The sequence below is a fragment of the Saccharopolyspora sp. CA-218241 genome, assembly GCF_050954615.1.
GTDB lineage: Bacteria > Actinomycetota > Actinomycetes > Mycobacteriales > Pseudonocardiaceae > Saccharopolyspora > Saccharopolyspora cebuensis.
Genome location: NZ_CP191860.1, coordinates 4,022,255 through 4,044,477 on the forward strand (window position 1 = coordinate 4,022,255; position 22,223 = coordinate 4,044,477).

21 protein-coding genes are annotated in these 22,223 nt (G+C 74.1%); 6 read left to right on the plus strand and 15 right to left on the minus strand.

Annotated elements, in window-relative coordinates; all coding sequences use genetic code 11:
• Nucleotides 1–181 precede the first annotated feature (181 nt).
• Both ACQP0T_RS19115 and ACQP0T_RS19120 read right to left on the minus strand, forming a co-directional pair.
• Nucleotides 182–976, minus strand: a complete 795-nt coding sequence (locus ACQP0T_RS19115) for an SCO1664 family protein (RefSeq protein WP_433869325.1) — start codon at nt 974–976, stop codon at nt 182–184.
• Nucleotides 977–982: 6 nt separating this feature from the next.
• Nucleotides 983–1,549: a DUF3090 domain-containing protein gene (locus ACQP0T_RS19120; RefSeq protein WP_345361931.1), complete on the minus strand. Its 567-nt coding sequence runs from the start codon at nt 1,547–1,549 to the stop codon at nt 983–985.
• A 213-nt stretch (nt 1,550–1,762) separates the two neighbouring features.
• On the opposite strand from ACQP0T_RS19120, the gene ACQP0T_RS19125 reads away from it, so the two are divergent.
• Nucleotides 1,763–2,689: a S66 peptidase family protein gene (locus ACQP0T_RS19125; RefSeq protein ID WP_433869326.1), complete on the plus strand. Its 927-nt coding sequence runs from the start codon at nt 1,763–1,765 to the stop codon at nt 2,687–2,689.
• Nucleotides 2,690–2,751: 62 nt separating this feature from the next.
• On the plus strand, nt 2,752–3,375 hold the full coding sequence (locus ACQP0T_RS19130; protein ID WP_345361937.1) for a uridine kinase: 624 nt from the start codon (nt 2,752–2,754) through the stop codon (nt 3,373–3,375).
• A gap of 342 nt (nt 3,376–3,717) precedes the next feature.
• Here the strand turns inward: ACQP0T_RS19130 and ACQP0T_RS19135 are convergent, their stop codons facing one another.
• The 4 genes from ACQP0T_RS19135 to ACQP0T_RS19150 all read right to left on the minus strand — a co-directional run bounded on the left by ACQP0T_RS19135 (nt 3,718) and on the right by ACQP0T_RS19150 (nt 9,024).
• On the minus strand, nt 3,718–5,304 hold the full coding sequence (locus tag ACQP0T_RS19135; protein WP_433869327.1) for a dipeptide ABC transporter ATP-binding protein: 1,587 nt from the start codon (nt 5,302–5,304) through the stop codon (nt 3,718–3,720).
• Nucleotides 5,301–6,197, minus strand: coding sequence for an ABC transporter permease (locus tag ACQP0T_RS19140; RefSeq protein WP_345361943.1), 897 nt, complete (start codon nt 6,195–6,197; stop codon nt 5,301–5,303). The genes ACQP0T_RS19135 and ACQP0T_RS19140 overlap by 4 nt, the downstream gene beginning before the upstream one ends.
• Nucleotides 6,194–7,240 (minus strand): ABC transporter permease, encoded by a 1,047-nt coding sequence (locus ACQP0T_RS19145; RefSeq protein WP_369774592.1) that lies wholly within the window; start codon nt 7,238–7,240, stop codon nt 6,194–6,196. Before ACQP0T_RS19145 ends, ACQP0T_RS19140 begins: the two co-directional genes overlap by 4 nt.
• Before the next feature lie 65 nt (nt 7,241–7,305).
• A complete protein-coding gene (locus ACQP0T_RS19150; protein ID WP_433869328.1) occupies nt 7,306–9,024 on the minus strand; it encodes an ABC transporter substrate-binding protein in 1,719 nt (572 codons plus the stop codon).
• 159 nt (nt 9,025–9,183) lie between these two features.
• Between ACQP0T_RS19150 and ACQP0T_RS19155 the strand changes: the two genes are divergently transcribed.
• Complete coding sequence (locus ACQP0T_RS19155; RefSeq protein WP_433869329.1) at nt 9,184–10,011, plus strand: M55 family metallopeptidase; 828 nt, start codon at nt 9,184–9,186, stop codon at nt 10,009–10,011.
• A 214-nt stretch (nt 10,012–10,225) separates the two neighbouring features.
• Here the strand turns inward: ACQP0T_RS19155 and ACQP0T_RS19160 are convergent, their stop codons facing one another.
• Together ACQP0T_RS19160 and ACQP0T_RS19165 are read right to left on the minus strand one after the other, a co-directional pair.
• Nucleotides 10,226–10,942: an Imm1 family immunity protein gene (locus tag ACQP0T_RS19160; protein WP_345361952.1), complete on the minus strand. Its 717-nt coding sequence runs from the start codon at nt 10,940–10,942 to the stop codon at nt 10,226–10,228.
• A 170-nt stretch (nt 10,943–11,112) separates the two neighbouring features.
• Nucleotides 11,113–11,739, minus strand: a complete 627-nt coding sequence (locus ACQP0T_RS19165) for a TetR/AcrR family transcriptional regulator (protein ID WP_433869330.1) — start codon at nt 11,737–11,739, stop codon at nt 11,113–11,115.
• A 151-nt stretch (nt 11,740–11,890) separates the two neighbouring features.
• On the opposite strand from ACQP0T_RS19165, the gene ACQP0T_RS19170 reads away from it, so the two are divergent.
• The gene (locus ACQP0T_RS19170; protein ID WP_433869331.1) at nt 11,891–12,634 is read left to right on the plus strand and encodes a sugar isomerase domain-containing protein; all 744 of its coding nucleotides are present in this window, start codon (nt 11,891–11,893) and stop codon (nt 12,632–12,634) included.
• 46 nt (nt 12,635–12,680) lie between these two features.
• Here ACQP0T_RS19170 and ACQP0T_RS19175 read toward each other — a convergent pair whose 3' ends face one another.
• From ACQP0T_RS19175 to ACQP0T_RS19200, 6 genes are all read right to left on the minus strand, one after another.
• Nucleotides 12,681–13,475 carry an enoyl-CoA hydratase/isomerase family protein gene (locus tag ACQP0T_RS19175; RefSeq protein WP_433869332.1) on the minus strand — a complete coding sequence of 265 codons (795 nt, stop codon included), beginning with the start codon at nt 13,473–13,475 and terminating at the stop codon, nt 12,681–12,683.
• A 132-nt stretch (nt 13,476–13,607) separates the two neighbouring features.
• On the minus strand, nt 13,608–13,817 hold the full coding sequence (locus ACQP0T_RS19180) for a helix-turn-helix domain-containing protein (RefSeq protein ID WP_010310662.1): 210 nt from the start codon (nt 13,815–13,817) through the stop codon (nt 13,608–13,610).
• The gene (locus tag ACQP0T_RS19185) at nt 13,805–14,065 is read right to left on the minus strand and encodes a hypothetical protein (RefSeq protein ID WP_433869333.1); all 261 of its coding nucleotides are present in this window, start codon (nt 14,063–14,065) and stop codon (nt 13,805–13,807) included. Before ACQP0T_RS19185 ends, ACQP0T_RS19180 begins: the two co-directional genes overlap by 13 nt.
• A 165-nt stretch (nt 14,066–14,230) precedes the next feature.
• Entirely contained in the window at nt 14,231–15,859 is a 1,629-nt protein-coding gene (locus tag ACQP0T_RS19190) for an ABC-F family ATP-binding cassette domain-containing protein (RefSeq protein WP_433869334.1), read from the minus strand.
• Nucleotides 15,860–16,037: 178 nt separating this feature from the next.
• Nucleotides 16,038–16,706: an acVLRF1 family peptidyl-tRNA hydrolase gene (locus ACQP0T_RS19195; RefSeq protein WP_433869335.1), complete on the minus strand. Its 669-nt coding sequence runs from the start codon at nt 16,704–16,706 to the stop codon at nt 16,038–16,040.
• Entirely contained in the window at nt 16,703–18,274 is a 1,572-nt protein-coding gene (locus ACQP0T_RS19200; protein ID WP_433869336.1) for a deoxyguanosinetriphosphate triphosphohydrolase family protein, read from the minus strand. The genes ACQP0T_RS19195 and ACQP0T_RS19200 overlap by 4 nt, the downstream gene beginning before the upstream one ends.
• Nucleotides 18,275–18,374: 100 nt before the next feature.
• Between ACQP0T_RS19200 and ACQP0T_RS19205 the strand changes: the two genes are divergently transcribed.
• Together ACQP0T_RS19205 and ACQP0T_RS19210 are read left to right on the plus strand one after the other, a co-directional pair.
• On the plus strand, nt 18,375–19,571 hold the full coding sequence (locus tag ACQP0T_RS19205) for a lycopene cyclase family protein (protein WP_433869337.1): 1,197 nt from the start codon (nt 18,375–18,377) through the stop codon (nt 19,569–19,571).
• 173 nt (nt 19,572–19,744) lie between these two features.
• Entirely contained in the window at nt 19,745–21,493 is a 1,749-nt protein-coding gene (locus ACQP0T_RS19210) for a GGDEF domain-containing protein (RefSeq protein ID WP_433869338.1), read from the plus strand.
• Here ACQP0T_RS19210 and ACQP0T_RS19215 read toward each other — a convergent pair whose 3' ends face one another.
• Nucleotides 21,494–22,159, minus strand: coding sequence for an esterase/lipase family protein (locus ACQP0T_RS19215; protein ID WP_433869339.1), 666 nt, complete (start codon nt 22,157–22,159; stop codon nt 21,494–21,496). It abuts the gene before it with no gap.
• Between the last annotated feature and the right edge of the window lie 64 nt (nt 22,160–22,223).

Genomic DNA, 22,223 nt, shown 5'->3' on the forward strand with positions numbered 1-22,223 from the left:
CTCACTCCGGGCGCCCTTCCTCATGTACCAAACACGTACACGGCGTCAGGGCGTCCTCGCGAGAAGGCCGCTGAGAACCCGCGGCGGTGCAAGCTGCGAGGGTGGGGCAAAGCGGAAGCGGCTCCGCGGCTTGCCTGACGGTGGTTGTGGATGGCGCGCTCGGTGTGGCAGCGGCTGCGCCTCAGAACGCTGGCCAGGGGATCGGTGGCCACTTGCCGGAGGGCGCCGGGTGGACGGCCTCGGCCAGCAGGCGGTCGATCCGGTCGCCGACGGCGCGCACCTCGGCGGGCGTGATGTGCTCGGCCAGCCGGGCGGCCAGCGGTCCCTCCAGCAGGGCGCGCAGCTCCCCGAGCCGCTCCACCGCGTCGGCGGTCAGCTCGCGCCCGATCCAGCCCCACAGCACGGTGCGCAGCTTGTCCTCCGTGTTCAGGCTGACCCCGTGGTCGACGCCGAGCACCCGGCCGTCCGGCGGGTGCAGCACGTGGCCGCCTTTGCGGTCGGCGTTGTTGATCACGACGTCGAGCACCGCGAGGTCGCGCAGCAGCGGGTGGTCGGCGTGCGCCAGGGCGACCACGTCGCCGTCCTCGTCCTCGGCGCGCAGCACGTGCCGCCAGCCGTCCGGCACGTCGTCCGGCGGGGCCAGGGCGACGAGGTCGGAGTCCTCCTCGGTGTCCACCCAGAGCTGCACCATGCCCGGCCCGAACGGGCCGTCGCGCAGCAGCGTCGGCGGCACCAGGCCCCAGCCGCCCGCCTCCGAGATCAGGAACGCGGCGACCTCGCGACCGGCCAGGGTGCCGTCCGGGAAGTCCCACAGCGGCCGTTCCCCGCGCACCGGCTTGTAGACGCACTCGGCGGTCACGCCGTCGTGCTCGATGCCGCACAGCAGGGTCGCGTTGGACGCCTCGACCAGGCGTCCCCGGACCTCCAGCGCGCCGTGCCGCAGCAGTTCGCACGCCGGTGCGTCACCGGCCAGCACGAGCGCCTATGCCTCTTCCGAACGGCGGTAGCCGTTCTGGCGCGGGCAGATGTGGCCGGCCGGGTCCAGCGGCTCGGAGCACAGCGGGCACGGCTTGCGGCCCGCGTTGATCACCCGCTCGGCGCGTTCGGCGAAGGCCCGGGCGCGCTCCGGTGTGAGGAAGACCCGCAGCGCGTCGGGGCCCTCCTCGGTGTCGTCGAGCACGACGGACTCGTCGACCTCTTCCTCGGTGACGGCGAGCAGCTCGACGACCACGGCCTCGGTCTCGGCGTCCCAGCCCAGCCCCATCGTGCCGACCCGGAACTCCTCCTCGACCGGCACCTCCAGCGGGTCGCTGTCGACCATCGCCTCGGGCACCTCGGCGGGCAGTTCGGTGTCGAACCGGCGCTGGACCTCCTCCAGCAGCGCACCGATGCGTTCGGCGAGCACCGTGACCTGCTGCTTCTCCAGCTGGACGCTCACCGTGCGCACGTCCTCGGTGGCCTGCAGGTAGAAGGTGCGCTCGCCAGGTTCCCCGACCGTCCCTGCGACGAACCGGTCGGGCTGGCGGAAGACGTGGATGACACGAGCCATGGCACCTCCGACACTAGGCCACCCGGGGCCGGACGTGCGCGACCGGTCCCCGTTTTGTTCCTCACCACCCCGCGCGCAGCCCCCGACGGCCGCGCTGCGCTGCGCCGATGCAGCGCACGCGGGGCGGCGTTCGCCGTACGCGAACACGTCGGCGACGCCCGGCGGCGGGCTCTGCGAGACTTCCGGAGATCACCGCCGGCCGGAAGGAGCCCGATGAGCCCCCGCGAACGCACCCGACCGCCCCGGCTGCGCGCGGGCGACGTCGTCGCCGTGGTCGCCCCGGCCGGTCCGGTCCCGGCCGGGCTGCTGGACACCGGGCTCGCCCAGCTCCGTTCCTGGGGACTGGAGGTCCGGCTCGGCGAGCACCTGCGCCGCACCGAGCTCGGCTACCTGGCGGGCACCGACGTCGAACGCGCGAGCGACCTGCGACGGGCGTGGTGCGATCCGGAGGTGCGCGCGGTGTTCTGCGCCCGCGGCGGCTACGGCAGCATGCGGGTGCTGGACCTGCTGGACTGGGAGGAGCTGGCCGGTGCCGCGCCCAAGGCGTTCGTCGGCTCCAGCGACATCACCGCACTGCACGAATTGGTCGGCGACCGGCTCGGGCTCGTCACCGTGTTCGGACCGATGGTCGCCACCAAGGCCTTCGCCGAGGACGAACCCGCCCGCGAGCACCTCCGCCGCACCCTGTTCGACCCGGCCTCGGTCACCGCCCTGTCCGGCGACGCGACGGGCTCGCTGGTGCCCGGCCGCGCCCGGGGCACCACCTGGGGCGGCAACCTGAGCCTGCTCGCCGGAACGCTCGGCGCGCCCGGGACACCGCTGCCGCCGGACGGCGCCCTCGCGCTGCTGGAGGACATCACCGAGGACCCCTACCAGCTCGACCGGTTCCTCACCCAACTGCTGCGCGCGGGCTGGTTCGACCGCGTCGCCGGGATCGCGCTGGGCTCCTGGGTGGAGTGCGGGCCGCCCGAGCAGGTCCGCGCCACCATGACCGACCGGCTCGGCGGCCTGGGCGTCCCGGTGCTGTGGGAATTGGGGTTCGGGCACTGCCCCGCCGCGCTCACCGTCCCGCTGGGCGCGGTCGCCGAGCTCGACACCGAGGGGCGGCGCCTGGTCGTGCAGCGCCCCGCGCTGGCGTAGCCGCCCGGTAGCCTCGGCCGGGAACGCCGCGCCACCGGACTCCGGCAGCACCGAGGAGGCCCATGCACGTCCGCCCGATCACGCCCGCGCTGCTGGCGGCCGAAGCGGTCGAGCGGATCGCGGCGCTGCCGGGCCGGTGGCACCGGGTCGCGGTGGACGGTGCGCTGTCCGAGGACACCGCGGCGTTCGCGGACGGCTTGGTCGAGCCGCTGCGCGCTCGTGGTCATCAGGTGGTCCGGGTCCGGCTGGCCGACTACGTCCGCCCGGCTTCGCTGCGCCTGGAGCACGGCAGGCGCGACCCGGATTCCTTCCACGACGACTGGTTCGACTTCGACGCGGTGCGCCGCGAGGTGCTGGACCCGCTGGCCGACGGCGGCACCGGCAGCGTGCTGCCCGCGCTCTGGGACGCCGAGCACGACCGCTCGCCCCGGCTGCCGAGGGTCGCGCTGAACCCGGGCGGCGCGGCCATCGTGGACGGTCCGCTGCTGCTCGGCGGGCTCCCGTTCGACTTCGCCGCGCACCTGTGGCTCTCCCCCGCCGCGCTGCGGCGCAGGATGCCGCCGGAGGAGCACTGGACGCTGCCCGCCTTCGAGCGCTACGCCGCCGAGGTCGCCCCGCAGCACCGCGCCGACCTGCTCGTCCGCACCGACCACCCGGACAAGCCCGCCATCATCGACCAGTGGTGAGGACCCCCGGAGCCACCACCCGTTCGGGATTGGCGTGAGGGGCCCCTTGCCCACGTTAGGGGTCCTTTTCAGAATGCGGCGGAGCCGCATGCGGTGCGGCCGTCAGCTTGCACCGCGGCGGGTTCTCAGCGGTCTTCTCGCGAGGACAGCGCCGACGCCGTGTACGTCGTGGGTACATCAGGAGGCGATCGGCGCAGCGAGAAGACCGCTGAGGTTCCGCCACCCGCACCGCCACGCAGATCATTCTGAAAGCGGTCCATACTTGGTCAAGGGTGCCCCTCACCTCGGAGAACAACCCGGACCTCGACGAACCACCCGGTTCGCGCCTGCGCGGCGTCCCGCTCAGGGGGAGCGTTGGATCGTGGGCACGGCCGCGAGCAGGGTGCGCGTGTAGTCGTGCCGCGGATCGAGCAGCACCTGCTCCACGCTGCCGAGCTCGACGATCTCGCCCCGGTACATCACCGCCACCCGGTCGGCGATGTTCCACGCCAGGCCGAGATCGTGGGTGATGACCATCGTGGACAGTCCCCGCTCGGCGCGCAGCCGCAGCAGCAGGGCGAGGATCTCGCCGCGCACCGTGGCGTCCAGCGACGCCACCGGCTCGTCGGCGATGAGCAGTTCCGGGTCGAGCACCAGCGCGCCCGCGATCACCACCCGCTGCCGCTGCCCGCCGGAGAGCTCGTGCGGCAGCCGGGCGAAGAACTTCTCGGCGGGGCGCAGTTCGGCCGCCTCCAGCGCGGCGGTGACCCGCTCCCGCTCGTCGCCGGGGGCACCGTGGATGCGCAGGCCCTCGGCGACCGCCTCGTACACCGAGTGCCGCGGGTTGAGCGCCCCGGTCGGGTCCTGCAGGACCAGCTGCACCCGCTTGCGGTAGGCGCGCAGCCCGGCGCCGTCGGTGGGCAGCGGCGCGCCGTCGTAGCGCACCGCCCCGCCGGTCGGGCGCTGCAACCCGAGCAGCGTCCGGGCCAGCGTGGTCTTGCCGGAACCGGATTGGCCGACCAGGGCCAGGATCTCGTCCTCCCGCACCGCCAGGTCGACCCCGCGCACCGCGTCCACCGCGTCGCCGGTCCGGCTGCGGAAGCGGACCCGCACGTCCTCGGCGGCCAGCAGTTCGCGCGGCTCGGCCGCCCGCCGCGAGGTCCCCGCGTAGCGGAACCCGGGGTCGCCCACCACCGGGAAGGCTTCGGCCAGCGCCCGGCTGTGCTCGTGCGCCGGCTCGGCCATCACCTGCCGCGCCGGCCCCTCCTCGACCAGCCGCCCGCGGTGCATCACCGCCAGCCGGGCGCAGGTCGTGGACAGCACCGACAGGTCGTGGCTGATCATGAGCAGCGCCAGGCCGCGCTCGGCGACGATCCGCCGCAGCAGCCCGAGGACCTGGGCCTGTACCACGACGTCCAGCGCGGTCGTCGGTTCGTCGGCGATCACCAGCCGCGGTTCGCAGGCCAGCGCCATCGCGATCATCACCCGCTGCTTCTGCCCGCCGGAGAGCTCGTGCGGGTACGCGCCCGCCCGGTCCGCGGGCAGCTCGACCTGCTCCAGCAGCTCGGCGACCCGAGCGGCCACCCCGGCCGCCGGGACCGAGCCGTGCAGCCTGATCGGCTCGGCGATCTGGGCGCCGATGCTGCGCACCGGGTTGAGCGCGTGCATCGCGCCCTGGAACACCACCGAGGCGCTGGCCCAGCGCACCGCCCGGAGCTGCCCGAACGACATCGCCCGGACGTCCCGGCCGTCCAGCAGGACCTCCCCGGAGACCTCGGCCGCGCGCGGCAACAACCGCAGCACCGACATCGCCAGGGTCGTCTTGCCGCACCCGGATTCGCCCGCGAGGCCGAGGGTTTCGCCCGCGTCGAGGGCGAGGTCCACGCCGCGCACGGCCGGCTCGCCCCGGTAGGACACCGCCAGGTCGCGCAGGTGCAGGATCGGACTCACGAGCGCCCCCGAAGCCTCGGATTGAACACCGCTTCCAGTGCGCGACCGCAGAGCGTGAAGCCCAGCACCACCACCACGATCCCCAGGCCCGGCGGCAGCAGGTACCACCAGGCGCCGCCGGTGACCGCGCCGGTGTCCATCGCGGCCTTGAGCATCGACCCCCAGGACACCCGGCTGGGATCGCCGAGCCCGAGGAACGACAGCGTGGACTCGGCGATGATCGCGGAGGCCACCGACAGCGTGGTGTTGGCGAACACCAGCGGCAGCACCGCGGGCAGCACGTGCCTGCCGATCACGTGCCGGTGCCCGGCGCCCAGCGCGATCGACCGCTCGATGTAGGGCCGGGCCTCCACGGTCAGCGTCTGCGCCCGCACCAGCCGCGCCGTCGTCGGCCACGCGGTGACCCCGATGGCCAGCACGATCGTCGCCAGCCCCCGTTCGAGCACGGTGGACAGCGCGATCGCCAGCACCAGCGAGGGCAGCACCAGGAAGAAGTCGGTGACCCGCATCAGGATCCGCGAGGTCCAGCCGCCGAAGTGCGCCGCCAGCACGCCCACCAGCGACCCGATCACCACCGACAGCAGCGCGGCGGCCAGCCCGACGACCAGCGACACCCGGGCGCCCCACCAGGTCAGCAGGAGCACCGAACGGCCGGACTCGTCGGTGCCCAGCCAGTGCTCGGCGCTCGGCGGGCGCAACGCCTGCCCGGTCGCCCGGGTGACGTCGAGCCCGCCGGCGTCGGTGAGCACCGGCGCCAGCAGCGCCAGCGCCACCACGACGACCAGCAGCACCAGTCCCAGCAGCCCGCCCCGGTCGGCGCGGAACACCCGCCACGCCTCGGCGGCGGTGGCCCGGCGGCGGGCCCGGACGATCTGCTTCGCGGTGGCGGTCACGACTCGCGCACCCTCGGGTCGAGCACCCGGTACAGCAGGTCGGCCAGCACGTTCATCACGATCACGCTCCCCGCCAGCACGATGAAGGTGCCCTGCAGCAGCGGCAGGTCCGGCACCCGCAGCGCCTCGTAGGTCAGCAGGCCCAGCCCGGGCCAGGAGAAGACGGTCTCCACCGTGATCGCCCCCGACACCACCAGGCCGAGGTGCAGGAAGATCAGCGTCACGGTGGGCAGCAGTGCGTTGGGCACCGCGTGCCTGCGCCGCACCAGGTCCTCGCGCAGGCCCTTGGCGCGCGCGGTGGTCAGGTAGTCGGCGCCCATCTCCTCCAGCAGCGAGGACCGCATCACCATCAGGTACTGGGCGTAGATCACCGCGACCATCGTCAGCGCGGGCAGCACCAGGTGGTGCGCCACGTCGAGCACCTGCGGCAGCAGCCCCGGCGGCGCGTCCGGCGAGGACATCCCGCCGACCGGGAACAGCCCCGGGATCGGCCCGGCACCGACGCCGAACACCATCAGCACGATGAGCCCGAGCCAGAACGTCGGCACCGACCACAGGGTCAGCGCCACCGAGGTCGCCGAACGGTCGAAGGCGCCGCCGTGCCGCCACGCGGCCCGGGTGCCCAGCCACAGCCCGAGCAGCACCGCCAGGCAGGTCGCGGTGCCCACCAGCAGCACCGTCGGCCAGAACCGCTCGCCGATCAGCTCGGCCACCGGCCTGCTGTAGGTGTAGGAGGTGCCCAGGTCGCCGCGCAGCAGATCACCGAGGAAGTGCAGGAACTGCTGCCACAGCGGCAGGTCCAGGCCGAGCCGGGTGCGCAGCGCGGCGAGCTGCTCGGCGCTGACCGGGGCGCCGCGCGTCATGGTCCGGGCCGGATCGCCGGGCATCACCCGGAACAGGAAGAAACCCAGCACCGCCACCAGGAACAGGCTCACCGCGCCGCCGACGAGCTTGCCCGCCGCGTACCGCAGGGCGCGCAGCCCACGTCCCCGGCGGCCCGCCCCGGTCGGCGCCGGTTCCGGCGCGGTGGTCGTTTCCGGCACGTCTCACTCCCGGCTGTCCGCGGTCGCGCGCCTGCGCACGACCACCAGCACCACCACCGCGCCGATCAGCACCACCGCCCCGCCGAGCGCCCACGCCGCGGTGCCGTAGTCGGTGCCCCCGCCCCGCTGATCGCGGCCTGCGTCGGCCGGGCGCCGTAGTAGCCCCAATAACCCTGCTGGGACACGATCACACCGTCCTCGGCGGGCTGCAGGTCGAAACCGGCGAACCGGTCGCTGCGGTAGGCCTCCAGCGAGTTCGGGTAGAACAGGATCAGCCCGGTCGCCTGCTCGTAGAACCGCTGCTGCATCCGCGCGACCAGCTCGGCCCGCGCCGCCGGGTCGAACTCGCCGAGCTGCTGGGCGTAGAGCCCGTCGTAGACCGGGTCGCACAGGAACGTGTCCGGGGTGCCGCCGCCCTGCGGGTCCGGCCGCGCCGCGCAGGTCTGCAGCCGCAGCACGTAGTCCGGATCCGGGTTGGCCGACCAGCCGCTGATCACCATGTCGAAGTCGCCGGCCGTGGTGCGGTCGCCGAGCTGGTTGTCCGAGATCGGTTGCAGCTCCACGGCGATCCCGATGTCGCGCAGCCACTGCTCGACGAACTGCCCGACCTGGGTGTCGGTGGACTCGTCGCCGTGCAGCACGAAGTCGAAGCGCAGCGGCTCGCCGGCCGCGGTGCGCCGGATGCCGTCCGCGCCGCGCGGGTAACCGGCCTCGTCGAGCATCCGGTTGGCCAGCGCCGGGTCGAACGCCCGCCGCTGCGGCGGGCTCCAGTGGTAGTCCTCGAAGATCGGCGGCAGGTAGCCGCCGCCGACCTGGCCGTAGCCGCCGAGCACCCGGTCGACCAGCACCTGCTCGTCGATGGCGTGGTCGATCGCCCGCCGCACCCGCACGTCGCGCAGCGCCGGGTGGCCGGTGCCGATCGGGGCGCCCTCGCTGTTGGTCGCGCCGGGGTTCAGGATGATCTCGTAGAACCGGCGCCCCTGCCCGCGCACCTGCTCGACGTTCGGCTCCCCGGCCAGGGCGTCGAACTGCGCCGGGGTCAGGCCGCGGACCACGTCGACGTCGCCCTTGCGCAGCGCCTGCACGGCCGCGTCGCTGTTCTTGAACTGCACGAACTGGAGCTCGTCGATCTGCGGCGGTCCCCGCCAGAAGTCCTCGTCGGCGCGCAACGTGAGGTACTGGCCGGGCCGGTACTCGGTGACGGTGAACGGTCCGCTGCCGACGATCGGCATCTCGTCGTTGGGGAACGCGGCGACGTCGGGCACCCGGGACCAGATGTGCTCGGGCACGATCGGCGCGTCGATGGCCAGCATGGTGGCCTGCGGGGTCTCGGTGCGGATCACCAGCGTCCGGTCGTCGACCGCGGTGACCTCGGCGAAGTTCTCCACGAAGTTGCCGTTGGCGGTGCTCGCCGCCGGATCGGTCATCATCCGGTTGAAGGTGTAGGCCGCGTCGTGCGCGGTGACCGGCTCGCCGTCGGACCACCGCACGCCCTCGCGCAGGTGGAAGGTCCAGGTCAGCCGGTCCTCGCTGTGGTCCCACCGCTGCGCCAGCTCCGGCGTCACCGCGAAGTCCTCGGCGCGGTAGGTGGTCAGCGTCGGGTAGATGTTCCGGAAGACATCCGTGGCGGCGAGGGTGATGCCCAGGAACGGGTTCAGCGTGTCGAACTGCTGCTGCAGGCCGATCCGCAGCGTCGCGCCCTGCTCCTGCTGCGCCGAGGCCGGTGCCGGCGCCGTCAACGCGACCAGCAGCGCGACCCAGGTGGCGGCGAGACGTCTGCCCACGGTGGCCTCCTTCGCGATGGGTGAGAAGAAAGAACCACCTCCGCCTGCGTTTCGTCAATGACCGGCCACCCTCGGTGCGCAGCGCGCCACCCGGCCGGTGGCAGGCGGTTCGGGCCCACCCGCGTGCCCACCGCCCCGTCGGCGCCTAGATTGGCCGCCGTGCGAATCCTGATCTCCGCGGACATGGAGGGCGCCACCGGCGTCACCTGGACCGACGACGTGGTGCCCGGCACCGAGCCCTACCAGCGCTTCCGGCGCCTGTTCACCGGCGACACCAACGCCTGCCTCGCCGGGCTGTTCGCCGCCGGCGCGACCGACGTGCTGGTCAACGAGGCGCACTCGGCGCAGCGCAACCTGCTGATCGAGGAGCTCGATCCCCGCGCGCGGCTGCTCACCGGGCGGCACAAGCCGCTGTCGATGATGCAGGGCGTGGATTCCGGGGTGGACGGCGTGGTGTTCCTCGGCTACCACGCGGGCGCGGGCGAGGAGGGGGTGCTCGCGCACACCTACCTGGAGCGCTCCATCACCGGGGTCTGGCTGGACGGCGTGCGCGCGAGCGAGGGACGGCTGAACGCGGCGCTGGCCGCCGAGCACGGCGTCCCGGTGCTGCTGATCACCGGCGACGACCGCGCCTGCGCGGACGCCGCGGACTACGCACCGGGCGTGGCGGTCGCGGTGGTCAAGGAGAGCGTCAGCCGTTACGCGGCGAGCTGCCTGCCGCCCGCCCGCACCGCCGAGCTCGTCGAGCAGGCGGCGCGACGCTCGATGGCCCGCGCCGGTCGCGCGGCACCGGAGGTCCGGGCGCACTGGATCGAGGTCGAGTTCGACGCGGCGCAGCTCGCCGCGGCCACCGAGATCATTCCCACCGTGGAACGCGTCGACGTCCGCCGGGTCGGATTCGACGCCCCGGACATGACCGAAGCGATGAAGGCCTTCAAGATCGTGACGACCATCGCGGCGCGGGCCGTGGAAGGAATCTACGGCTGAAAGGACGCGGGATTCGCCGACGCGGAGTGGAACCACCATTCCTCGAAGCGGAAGAATCCCGCTCCCATTCCCGCGGCAACAGCGGCGAGAACCCGATCCGGCGGCGTTCGGCGGATTCCATTCCCAGAATTCACGTTCGGCGCGCCGCCGGATCCGCCGAACGCTTTTCGCGAATCCCAGCGGCGCGGTTTTCCCCGCGACGGGCGGGAAAACCTCACAGGTCGCCCCACCGGGCGGATTGCCACCGGACCGCCTCCGGACGCGCCCCCGACCGGGTGAACTCGTCGAGCGCCGCGCGCAGCTCGCGGAACGGCAGCACGGCGTCGCGCGGGAACTTCAGCGTGCTGCCTGCGTCGAAGGCCAGCGCGGGGGCCTCCGGCAGCGGTTCCGGGCTGTGCGTGTGCCAGGACTCCAGCTCGCCGTCCTCGGACTCCTCGGTGAAGTTCAGGACCCCCACCTCGGCCTCGTGGTCGGTGACGATCCGGATCTGCCGGTACGGGCCGGGCGCGTCGGGGTTCTCGTGCGGCCGGTCCCAGACGTAGAGGTGGCAGGCCCCGGGCCGCTGCGGGCGCAGCACCCGGTCGACGAGCTGCGCCTTGTCCTCCTCGGCGTGCGCGAACAACCGCTCGCCGTCCACGACCGCCGTGGTGACGGTGACGCCGAGCTCGGTGTTGCGCGCGCCGACGGCCTCGGACCGCAACCCGACGAGGCACTCCCGCGCCTCGCGCAGCGCCTTGATCGCCGAACCCTGGTGGAACACCAGGTCGCCCCAGTACGGGTGGCCGTGCACCTGGTTCAGCTCGCCGTAGGCGGCCTGGGTCGCCTCGATCAACTTGTCCAGGGCATCGATCGGGACGTCGGCCAGCCGCGCGAAGACGACGGCGGGCTGCTCCAACGGGCCGGGTTCGGCTTGCGGTGACGGATTCGACATGCCTTCCCTGCATCCACTCCGGTCGGGAGCGCGACGGTCCCCACCGGGCGGCCCCGCGCTCGCGATTCGTCCGGCGCCGACACGACCCGACCGGTCGCGGGACCGGCCGCGACAACGCCTCGCGAAAGGCTACCGCTCGTCACGAGCCGCACCCGCAGCGCCACCCTGGGTCAGCTCGCGTGCCCCCGCAGCACGCCGACGACCGGGTCGTCCTCCACCGATCCGAGCGACAGCAGCGCCCTGGCCAGCACCTCGGGGTCGTCGAAACCGCTGTCGGCGACGACCTCCGGCGGCAGGCTCAGCACCGACAGCGCCGCACCGAGCAGGCCCGCGTCGAGCAGGCCGGCGCCGCGGCGGCTCATCCGGCGGCCGACCGCGCCGTGCAGCCGCACGGCGGTGTCGGCGTTGGCCCGGGCGATCTCGCCGAGCGCGGCGCGCACTTCGGCGTCGCGGACCGCTTCCAGATGCAGCTCGAACAGCGCCAGGAAGTGCGCGCGGGCGCTGGTGGTCATCCGGCGCAACATCGCCGCGTACAGCGCCGCGACGTCGTCGGGGGTGAGCTCCGCGGGCGCGTGCTCGGCCAGCTCCCGCAGCGACGCGACGTGCTGCTCGGACATCTGCCGGGCGATCGCGCGGAACAGCGCGCTGCGGGTCGGGTGGTAGTTCTTGGCCGTGCCCTCCGGGACCCCGGCCTCGCGGTCCACGGCGCGGTGCGTCAAGCCGCGGCCGCCCTCGCGGGCGAGCACCTCGATCGCGGCGTCGGCGAGCAGTTCCCGGCGGTTGCCTCGCTGCGTCATGCGTCCCCTGGCGGTTCGATGATCAGACGTTGATCACCAGGCTAACCGGGACACCACACCAGTGGTGGCACCGGGCGCGGCGTGTCTTGACCCGATCGGACCGCATTGGTATAGACCTCTTCGTCCAGGTCCTCCACCGGGAAGAGCCGCCATGCCGCACCGCACCGACGCCGGAACCACCCTCGACCACACCGAGCACACCCTGCGCCACCTGCGCGAGGTCGCCCGGCTCAACGCCGAGCGGATCACCACCGCCGCCACCCGCGTGCTCGACTGCGTGCGCGCCGACGGGCTGGTGCACACCGCGGGCGCCGGGCACTCGCTGGCCGGGGTGCTCGAATCCTTCTACCGCGCGGGCGGGCTCGCCGCGGTGCGCCCGCTGTACCACCCGGATCTGCTCCCGTTGCACGGCGCGACCAGCAGCACCGCCGCCGAGCGCACCCCGGGACTGGCCGAGCGGGTGCTCGCCGAGGCGGACTTCCGCGGCGGCACCGACGTCCTGGTCGTGTTCTCCAACTCCGGGATCAACCCGTACCCGGTCGAACTGGCCGCCACCGCCCGCGCGGCCGGATCGACCGTCATCGCGGTGACCTCCCCGACCGCGGCGGCCGCCGCACCGCCCCGCGCCGCGAGCACCCTCGCCGCGCAGGCCGACGTCGTGCTGGACACGCTGGTGCCCGGCGGCGACGCCAGCCACCCGCCGGCCGAACCGGTGACCGCGCCGCTGTCCTCGCTGGCCAACGTGCTGCTGTGGAACCAGCTGCTGGTGCGCGCGCACGAGCTGGCGGAGGCGGCGGACCTGCCGCTGTGGCGCAGTTCCAACGTGCCGGACGGCGATGAGGCCAACCGGGCCCATCTGGAGCGCTACCAGCCGCGCATCCCCGCGCTGGGCTGAGCGACTGCCGGGAGCCGCGCCCGGGGCACCGGGCGCGCGCTCGGTCTCACCCGGCCAGTTCGGCGATCCGGCGGAGCTGCGCGGCCCGCTCCTCGGCGAGCTGCTGCTCCGGGTCGACCATCTCGTCGGCCTGGACCAGCAGCGCCAGCGTCTCCCGCACCGCGCCCACCGGCGGTGCGGACACCGCGTCGGCGAGGCGGTCCACCGCCGCGTCGAATTCCGCGGCCGGGACCACCGCGTTGGCCAGGCCCATCCGCAGGGCCTCGGCCGCCTCGACTTCCCGCCCGGTCAGGCAGATCTCCACCGCGCGCGCGTACCCGACCGCGCGGACCAGCGGCAGCGTGCCACCCAGATCGGGGACCAGGCCGAGTCCCGTCTCGGCCATCCGCAGCCGCGCGTCGTCGGCGAGCACGCGCAGGTCGCAGGCCAGCGCGAGCTGGAACCCGGCGCCGATGGCGTGGCCGTGCACGGCCGCGATCGTCACCCGTTCCGGTTCGCGCAGCCAGCTGAAGCCCTGCTGGAAACCGGCGATCTCCGCGTCGGCCTGCTCGGTCGGGCGCCCGGCGAGCGCGGCCAGGCCCGGTGCGCCCTCGACGTCCTCGGCCCCGAACAGGCGCCGGTCCAGCCCGGCCGAGAACGACCCCCCGGCGCCGCGCACCACGACCACCCGGACCTCCGGATCGAGCCGCTGCCCGATCTCGCGCAACGCCTGCCACGTGTGCGGCGTCTGCGCGTTGAGCTTGTCCGGGCGGTTGAGGGTGATCGTGGCCCGCCGCCCGTGGATCGTGAGCCCCACACCGCCACGATCCATCAGGTCGGCGTCCACTGTCGACTCCGCCAAGCGGGCCTCCGTTGTGTTGTCGCGTTCGTCCCGCAGACACCGTATGCGACGGGGACCGGGACCGACGCCGCACCCGGACGAGCGAACCGCCACGTCCGGCGAGACGTCAACCGCGACAACCGATGGGTGAAATCACTTCTTCTTGGAACGCGTAGCGCCCCCGCGCCCGCGCAGTTGCACACCGGATTCGCTCAAGACTCGGTGCACGAAGCCGTAAGAACGGCCAGTCGCTTCCGCGAGCGCGCGGATGCTCGCCCCCTTCTCGTATTTCTTCCTCAGGTCACTGGCAAGCTTGTCCCGTGCGCTTCCCGTAATGCGCGCACCTTTCTTCAGCTCAGCCACGGTGTCCCCGCCTTCCCTCCGAGCAGGTCGGGCCTCGCGACCCCTGTCAGCGCAATGATCGAACAGGAAAGCCGCGAACGCCAGGCGATCATGGAAAAAAGATCGGCCAATAGTCGAGTTCGGCGCGTGGCGATCACCGGAACGCTCTGCTCCACGCGGCGCAGCGGGTGCTGCGAACCGGCAGGCACCCGTTCGGGTGGAGACGTGATCCGGCCGCCGGCGAAGATCGGCAACGAGCGCAGCGGCATCGGAACCGCGCGCCGCGCGACCGCCGTCGGGCGGGCGACCCAGCCGCTCGACCGGCACCGCCGCGGGGGCGTTCCCATGAGGACGGCCCCGACGCCGTGCGCCGGACGGGGCACCCGGAGCGAAGGGGCCGCTGCGGGTTCCACCGCCCGCGGGGCGGCCCCCGCCTAGGCGAGCTGGACCAGCTCGAGGTACTCGGCCGACCAGTGGTCCTCGGTGCCGTCGGGCAGCAGGATCACGCGCTCGGGCTCCAGCGCCTCGACCGCGCCCGGGTCGTGGGTGACCAGCACGACGGCCCCGGTGAAGCTGCGCAGCGCGTCGAGCACCTGCTCCCGGCTGGCCGGGTCGAGGTTGTTGGTCGGCTCGTCGAGCAGCAGCACGTTGGCCGCGCTGGAGACCAGACCGGCCAGGGCCAGCCGGGTCTTCTCGCCGCCGGAGAGGGTGCCCGCGGGCTGCTGGAGCTGTTCGCCGCTGAACAGAAACGCGCCGAGCAGCGTGCGCAAGGACTGCTCGGCGGCGTCCGGAGCGGCGGTGCGGACGTTCTCCCACACCGTCGCGTCGTGGTCCAGCGTCTCGTGCTCCTGCGCGAAGTAGCCGCGCCGCAGGCCGTGCCCGGCCACCACGGCACCCGCGTCGGGGGTCTCCAGGCCGCCGAGCAACCGCAGCAGGGTGGTCTTGCCCGCACCGTTGAGGCCGAGCACCACGACCTTGGAACCGCGATCGATGGCCAGGTCCACCCCGCTGAAGATCTCCAGCGAGCCGTAGGCCTTGGACAAGCCCTCGGCGGTGAGCGGGGTGCGCCCGCAGGCCGCCGGTTCCGGGAAGCGGATCCTGGCGACCTTGTCCTGGGCCTGCTCGCCCTCGGCTCCGGCCAGCAGCTTCTCGGCGCGGCGGGCCATGTTCTGCGCGGCGACTGCCTTGGTCGCCTTGGCGCGCATCTTGTCGGCCTGCGCCATCAGCGCCCCGGCCTTCTTCTCGGCGTTGGCGCGCTCCCGGCGGCGGCGCTTCTCGTCGGCGGCCCGCGCCTCCTGGTAGCGCTTCCAGTCCATGTTGTAGACGTCGGCCTCGCCGCGCACCGCGTCCAGGAACCAGACCTTGTTCACCACCGCGTCGAGCAGGTCGACGTCGTGGCTGATGACCACGAGGCCGCCGTCGTGCGCCTTGAGGAACTCGCGCAGCCAGTTGATCGAGTCGGCGTCGAGGTGGTTGGTGGGCTCGTCGAGCAGCAGCGTGGTCGCCGACCGGCCGCCCGGTCCCGCCTCGGCGGCCGCGAACAGGATGCGCGCCAGCTCGACGCGGCGGCGCTGCCCGCCGGAGAGGGTGCGCAGCGGCTGGTTGAGCACCCGCTCCGGCAACCCGAGGTTGCCGCAGATCCGGCCCGCCTCGCTCTCGGCGGCGTACCCGCCGCGCGCGGCGAAGCGCTCCTCCAGCCGGCCGTACCGGGTGATGGCCCGGTCCCGGGCGCGGTCGTCGGCCAGCTCGGCCATCTCGGTCTGCGCCTTCTCCATGTCGCGCAGCAGCTCGTCCAGCCCGCGGGCGGAGAGCACCCGGTCCTTGGCCGCCACCGAGAGGTCGCCCTCGCGCGGGTCCTGCGGCAGGTAACCCAGCTCACCGCGGCGCAGCACCTCGCCCGCGTACGGCTCGCCCTCGCCCGCCAGGACGCGCAGCGTGGTGGTCTTGCCGGCGCCGTTGCGGCCGACCAGGCCGACCCGATCGCCGGGCTGGACGCGCAGGGTCGCGTCGGACAGCAGGATGCGGGAGCCGGCGCGCAGTTCCAGGCCGGTGGCAGAGATCAAGGGAAACTCCGGGATCGCGGGGTGGTCGAGCGGGCACGCGGACACCGCCCGGCACGGCCGGGCGGGCGGCGGCGCTAGGAGAGGGACGGGCGGTCGCGCGGGACGCGCACCGCGAAACGCGAGCTGACCACGTCCCCAGTGTAACGACCGCTGTCGAACGAATTCCGCGAGCGCCGGATCACCCCGGGTCCCGGACCTCCACCTCGACGGCGCGGGCCCGCCGGGCGGCCTCGTCGAGCACCGCGCGGCGGGGTTCGGGCACGTCGAGCACCCGGGGCTCGGCGCGGGCCAGCAGCCCGGCCAGGCGCGGATCGGCGCGCAGTGACTCCAGCGCCGCCCGGTCGCCGCCCAGCACCACCGCGTCCAGCCGCTCCGGCAGCAGCACCGCGGCCACCGCGTCGGCGGCGTCGCGCACCGCGCGCTTGCCCTGGCCCTCCCGCCGCCGGGCGAAGCGCTGCTGCGACCAGCCACCCGCCTTGCTCCGGCCCTGCACCAGGTGGCGGTCGGTGTTCGAGCGCACCACCCGGCCGCCCTCGGCCACCCCCACGCTGTGCGCGCCGCGCCGCACCAGCACCAGACCGATCCGCCGCGGCGCCCGGAGGTGGTCCACCAGGGCGTCGACGGCCAGCCCGGCGTGCTCGGCGGGTGCGGTGGGCAGCGGACCGAACGGCACCGCCACCCCGGCCGCGGCACCGTCGGCGGCCCGCACCTCGACCCGCGCGCCGGTCAGCGCGGTGCGCTCCACCCCGCCGTGGCGGGCCGCGAACCGCTCGAACCAGCCCACCAGCCGCTCCGGCTCCACCTCCACCGCGCGCCCGCCCCCGGGCAGCTCCCGCACCCGGCTCACAGCACGAAGGTGTCGTTCCACAGCTGCGTGGTCCGACCGGACAGGGCCGCGAGCAGCGCTTCGGCCTGGTCATCGGTGAGCGAGGCGACGAAGTCGATCACGGCCCGGCCGCGCGCCATCCGCTCCAGGTGCTCGGCCCCGGCCCGGCCGGTGGGCAACGTCTCCCCCGGCATCACCAGCAGCTCGGGGTCGGTGCGCCGGACCTCGGCGAACTCCTCGGTGGCGTGGTCGAACAGGTCGCGCAGCCGGTGCGGCAGCCGGGACGATTCCGAGCGGTCGATCAGCCAGTGGTCCAGCGCCTCGACCAGCTGGGTCAGCAACCGGTCCTGGCCGCGCTGGTGCAGCGCCAGATCGGGACGTTGCAGGACGAAGCGCCGGTGCACGAACTTGAGGACCTGCACCTCGTGCCACTGCTCGGTGGACAGCGCGACGTGCCCGGACCGGGTGGTCGGCGACGGCTCCACCCGGACGCCCTCCACCAGCCGCCGGGTCCACTCGCCGGAGAACGCCGCCACCGCCTGCTCGGCCTGCCGGGACCGGTCGAACGGCATCTCCAGCAGCTTGCCGACCAGGTTGGTGACCACCTTCTTCACCGCGCCGGTGAAGGCGTCGTCGTCGGCGATCCAGGAGTCCTTGTCGCGGAGCCTGCGGCGCAGCAGCTCCAGCGACTGCCCCGGGCGCCCCCCGATCAGCTCGGCCTCGGAGCGCCCGGCGAACTCCAGCGCGCGCCCGAGCCACTCGGTGAGCTCGTGCGAGACGGTGGTGTGCTGCAGGATGCCGACCCGGTGGAAGTCCTCCAGGTCGTGGATGGCGTAGGCGATGTCGTCGGCGGTGTCCATCACCGACGCCTCGACGGTCTGCTGCCACGGTTCGAGCCGGCCGTCGAAGGCCGCCCGGGCGCCGGTCAGGTCGCCCAGCTCGGTGACGTAGCAGGAGAACTTGGCCGAGCCGGTGCCGGGCGCCTCCGGCGGCTCACCCGCCCCGCGCGGCGGCGCGGGCAGGTGCCTCGGGTGCGGGTCGGGCCGGGACAGCCGGGTCCACGGGTACTTCAGCAGCGCGGCGCGCACCGCGGCGGTGAGGTCCAGGCCGTCGTCCTCGTTGCCCCGCACGTCCAGCCGGGTGATCACCCGGAACGTCTGGGCGTTGCCCTCGAAACCGTCGGGCAGCGCGAAGTGGTCCCGGGCCAGCCGGTCCAGCACCGCCTCGCCGAGGTGCCCGAACGGCGGGTGCCCGAGGTCGTGGCCGAGCCCGGCGGCCTCCACCACGTCCAGGTCCAGCCCGCCGAGCCGGTCCACCCGCGCCACGTCCGCCGGGTCGCCGAGCAACCGCTCGGCGATGGCCCGGCTCACCTGCGCGACCTTGAGGCTGTGGGTCAGCCGGTTGTGCAGCAGCAGACCGGAACCGCTGGGGCTGACGACCTGCGTGACGCCGCCGAGCCGGGCGAAGAACGCCGAGCCGGAGACCCGGTCCCGGTCGCCCCGGAACGGGCTCGCGGCGAGGTCGCCGGGCAGCTTGCGGAGTCCGGGCAGACCGCTGCGGCGGCTGGTCCGGAGCGGTTCGTCGTGCATGGGCCCACGTTAGCCGCCCCCGGCGGCGGACCGTGATCTGATGCGGGTGCGCGCTCGGTCCCGGGGTGCGCGACGCGGTGTCGTTGGAAAGGCTCTCCTCGTGGACGTTGTGGTGGTGGGCGGCGGGCCCGCGGGCCGCGCCGTGGCTGCGGCCTGCAGCGATACCGGGCTGCGGGTGGCGCTGGTGGACCCGGCGCCGCGACGGGTCTGGCCGCACACCTACGCGGGCTGGGTCGACGAGTTCCCGGCGCTGCCCGATTCGGCGGTGGCCGCGGTGATGGAACGGATGCACCTGGTGGGCACCACCGAGCACCGGTGGGACCGGCGCTACGCGGTGCTGGACTGCACGGGCCTGTGGAAGCACCTGTGGCGTCCCGACGTGCGAGAGGTGACCGGGCGCGCCGCCACCGCCGAGCACGGCCCGACCGGATCGACGCTGGTGCTGCGCAGCGGGCAGCGGCTCGCCGCGGCCGTGGTGGTGGACGCCACCGGGGCCGCCCGGGTGCTCAGCGACGGTCGGCCCGCGCGCACCCCGGCCCAGCAGACCGCGGTCGGCGCGGTGCTCGACGAGGCCGACGCGGCCGGGCGGCTCGCCCCCGGCGCGGGGCTGTTCATGGACTGGCGGCCGGCGCCCGCCACCCGGGGCGGCTGGCCGACGTTCCAGTACGGGGTGCGGCTCGGCGGCGGCCGGGTGCTGCTGGAGGAGACCTCGCTGGCCCGGCGCCCCGGCCTGCCGCTGGCGGTGCTGCGGCGGCGGCTCACCGGTCGGCTGGCCGAGGCGGGTATCCCGGAATCGGCGGTGCTCGACGAGGAGCGGGTCCGGTTCCCGGTGGACGACCCGCTGCCCCGGCCGGGCCGGGTGATCCCGTTCGGCGCGGCGGCCGGGCTGGTCCACCCGGCGAGCGGGTTCAGCGTCGCCACGTCGTTGCGGCAGGCACCGTGGGTGGCCGCCGCGATCAGCGCTCGGCTGACCTCCGGACCGGCCGCCGCCGCGCGCGCCGCCTGGTCGATCCTGTGGCCGCCCCCCGCGCTGGCCGCGCACGCGCTGCGGCGCCGCGCGCTGCACGCGCTGCTGGGCCTGCCCCCGGAGGAGGTGCCCGGGTTCTTCGAGGCGTTCTTCGGCCTGCCGGAGCAGCACCGCACCGCCTTCCTGGCCGGCGAGCGCGACCCGGTGGCCACCGCGGCGGCCATGTCGGCGCTGTTCCGCGCGGCGCCGTGGCGGCTCCGGCGCCGGCTGGCCGCCGCGGGTCTGGGCGCCGCGCTGCCGACCGCGGAGCACGCGCTCGGCGGGCGCTGACGACCGGCACCGACGGTGACGGCGGCGCTGCGTTGTGTTCATGACCACACGCCCCCGCCCGGGTGGGTGCTCCCCGCTGGTCAACCGCGCTAGGTTGTGCCCGGGGAAGGCAATCCTCCGTTGACGGGGAGGACGTGAGTTGTCGGTGACCAGGCCGTGATCGGGGACGGGTCGTGAGCGCGAACGACCTCGACACCGTGGACGCGCTGGTGGGCGAGGTGCGCTTCGCCTTCCAACCGTTGATCAACATCCGGACGGGCGCCATCGTGGCGGTGGAGGCGCTCGCGCGCCCGGCGGGTGCGCACGTGCAGGACCTGTTCCGGACCGCCGCGCGGGAGCGGCGGCTCACCGATCTGGACGTGGAGCTGGCGCGGGCCGCGGTCAGCGCGGCGGCCGACCACGGCAATCTGCTGCCGCTGCACCTCAACCTCTTCGGCGGGACCGTCGCGACCGACCTGGCCCGGCTGGAGCTGCTGCGGGACCGGCTGCACGAGGTCGGGCGCCGCCCGCGGGACGTCACCCTGGAGATCGGCCCACCGTTCGGGCGGCTGGACCAGAAGGCGCTGGTCGCGGCAGCCGGGTCGCTGCGCGAGCAGGGTTTCGGGCTGGCGCTGGACGGCATCGGCGAAGGCGACGCCTCGCTGACCTTGATCGCCGACCTGGGCCCCGCGATGGTCAAGCTGGACCGGGCCGTGGTGACCGGGCTGCCCGACGACGAGGCCCGGGTGGCGCTGGTCGACTCCCTCCGCCACCTGTGCGAGGCCACCGGTGGGCGGCTCGTCGCCGAAGGCGTGGAGAGCGAGCGCCAGCTCAGCGCGCTGCGGCGGCACGGCGTCCGGCTGGTGCAGGGCAAGCTGCTGGCCCCGGCCGCGCGCCGCCCGCCGACGGCGGCCACCGTGCCCGGCGTCGCCGCCGAGGTCACCGATCCGCAGGGCCCCGGTCTGGACGTGCTGGCCACCGGCCCCCGGGTCACCGAGTTCCTGTCCCCCGCGACGGTGCTGTCCCTCGACGTCACCGCCGACGAGGTGCGCGGCGTGCTCGCCGATCACCCCGAGATCAGCGGTGTGGTGCTCGTCGACGACCGGAACCGGCCCCGCCACACCATCGACCGCAACCGGTTCCTGCTCGCGGTCACCGGCCCGTACGGGCACGCGCTGCACGCCACCCGCCCGGCGTCCCGGCTGGCCGACGAGCCGCGGGTGGTCACCACCGCCACCACCGCGATGGAGGCGCTGAGCCTGGTCACCCGCGCCGACCCGTACCGGATGTACGACGACGCGGTGGTGGTCGACGAATCCGGCGGCTGCCTGGGCGCGGTCCGGGCCGGCGACCTGATCCGGGGCATGGCCGACCTGAAGGTCGAGGAGGCCGCCGCGCTCAACCCGCTGACCCGGCTGCCCGGCAGCGACGCCATCGCCCGCGACGTGGCCCGCCGCATCGAGGCGGGCGAGGTGTTCGCGGTGAGCTGGCTGGACATCGACGGGTTCAAGGCGGTCAACGACACGGTCGGCTTCTCGGCGGGCGACGACCTCATCCGGGCCATCGGCCGCAGCCTCACCGACGCCGCGACCGCGCTGGGGTCGGTGCACGTCGGGCACGTCGGCGGCGACGACTTCCTGCTCATCGCCGACCTCGACGACCTGGTGAAGCTGGCGGAGGCGTTGCTCGACCCGCCGCGCAGCGCGGGCGGGGTGGAGGTCACGCTGTCGCTGGCCACGCTGGTGTGCACCCCGACGACCGTCAGCGGCTACGAGGAGGCCTCCCGCCGCCTCGCGCCGCTGAAGCACTCCGCCAAGTCGCTGGCCGGGTCGAGCTGGGTGCTGCAGCGGCCGGGCACCGACCGCGTCGAGGTGCTGCGCGGCACGCCGGGCGCCCACCGGGAGTTCCCGGAGCAGGCGCCCGACGCGTCGCACCGCGGCTGATCAGGACTCGAAGAAGTCGATCACCTCGCCGAGGATGGTGGCGTCGGTGAGGAACGCGATGTGCGTCTCGCAGGCGACCAGGTTGTTGTCGGCGCCCTCGACCCGGGTGTTGGTGTAGGGGACGATGATGCCGTCGCACGGCGAGTACCAGGTCGCGTAGGCGGCGTCGCCCGGCGTCTGGTCACCGGAGTTGAGCCGCACCTCGAACGGCGAGTTCGGCATCATCTCGCGGCACGAGGCGTACTGCAGGCAGGCGCTGGCGAAGGTGGTGCCCTGGTTGGCCCCGGCCAGCGACGCCCAGTGCGCGACGTTCTCGACGCCGCCGAGCTCCTTCATGTACCAGCGGGTGACCAGCCCGCCCATCGAGTGGTTCACGATGTCGACCTGGTCGGCACCGGTCTCGGCCCGCACCTGGTCGATGAACGCGCCCAGTTCGGCGGCGCTGGTCTCGTTGGACTGGCTCCAGTCGTACTCGAACGGGTGCAGATCCGCCGAGCCGTAGCCGTTGAGGCGGAACTGGGCTTCGGCGAACGCCCAGTTCGAGGCGCTGCCGGTGTAGCCGTGGACGAAGACCACCGGGTGGCTCCCGGCGGCGCCGGCGACCAGCGGTGGCCCGACCACGACCATCGCCAGCGCGGCTAACAGGACTCCGAACAGCCGACGCATCGGCCCTCCTGGTGAATTCGGGGGAAGGGGGACGGCGGTCAGCGTCGCGACGGCGAGGTGCCCG

What these genes read in the sequence shown, in the direction of transcription:
- ACQP0T_RS19170 (WP_433869331.1), top strand. Translation starts at nt 11,891, where the DNA reads ATGCCGCACCGCACCGACGCCGGAACCACCCTCGACCACACCGAGCAC.
- ACQP0T_RS19125 (WP_433869326.1), top strand. Translation starts at nt 1,763, where the DNA reads ATGAGCCCCCGCGAACGCACCCGACCGCCCCGGCTGCGCGCGGGCGAC.
- ACQP0T_RS19215 (WP_433869339.1), bottom strand. Translation starts at nt 22,159, where the DNA reads ATGCGTCGGCTGTTCGGAGTCCTGTTAGCCGCGCTGGCGATGGTCGTG.
- ACQP0T_RS19165 (WP_433869330.1), bottom strand. Translation starts at nt 11,739, where the DNA reads ATGACGCAGCGAGGCAACCGCCGGGAACTGCTCGCCGACGCCGCGATC.
- ACQP0T_RS19185 (WP_433869333.1), bottom strand. Translation starts at nt 14,065, where the DNA reads ATGCCGCTGCGCTCGTTGCCGATCTTCGCCGGCGGCCGGATCACGTCT.
- ACQP0T_RS19120 (WP_345361931.1), bottom strand. Translation starts at nt 1,549, where the DNA reads ATGGCTCGTGTCATCCACGTCTTCCGCCAGCCCGACCGGTTCGTCGCA.
- ACQP0T_RS19160 (WP_345361952.1), bottom strand. Translation starts at nt 10,942, where the DNA reads ATGTCGAATCCGTCACCGCAAGCCGAACCCGGCCCGTTGGAGCAGCCC.
- ACQP0T_RS19200 (WP_433869336.1), bottom strand. Translation starts at nt 18,274, where the DNA reads ATGCACGACGAACCGCTCCGGACCAGCCGCCGCAGCGGTCTGCCCGGA.
- ACQP0T_RS19130 (WP_345361937.1), top strand. Translation starts at nt 2,752, where the DNA reads ATGCACGTCCGCCCGATCACGCCCGCGCTGCTGGCGGCCGAAGCGGTC.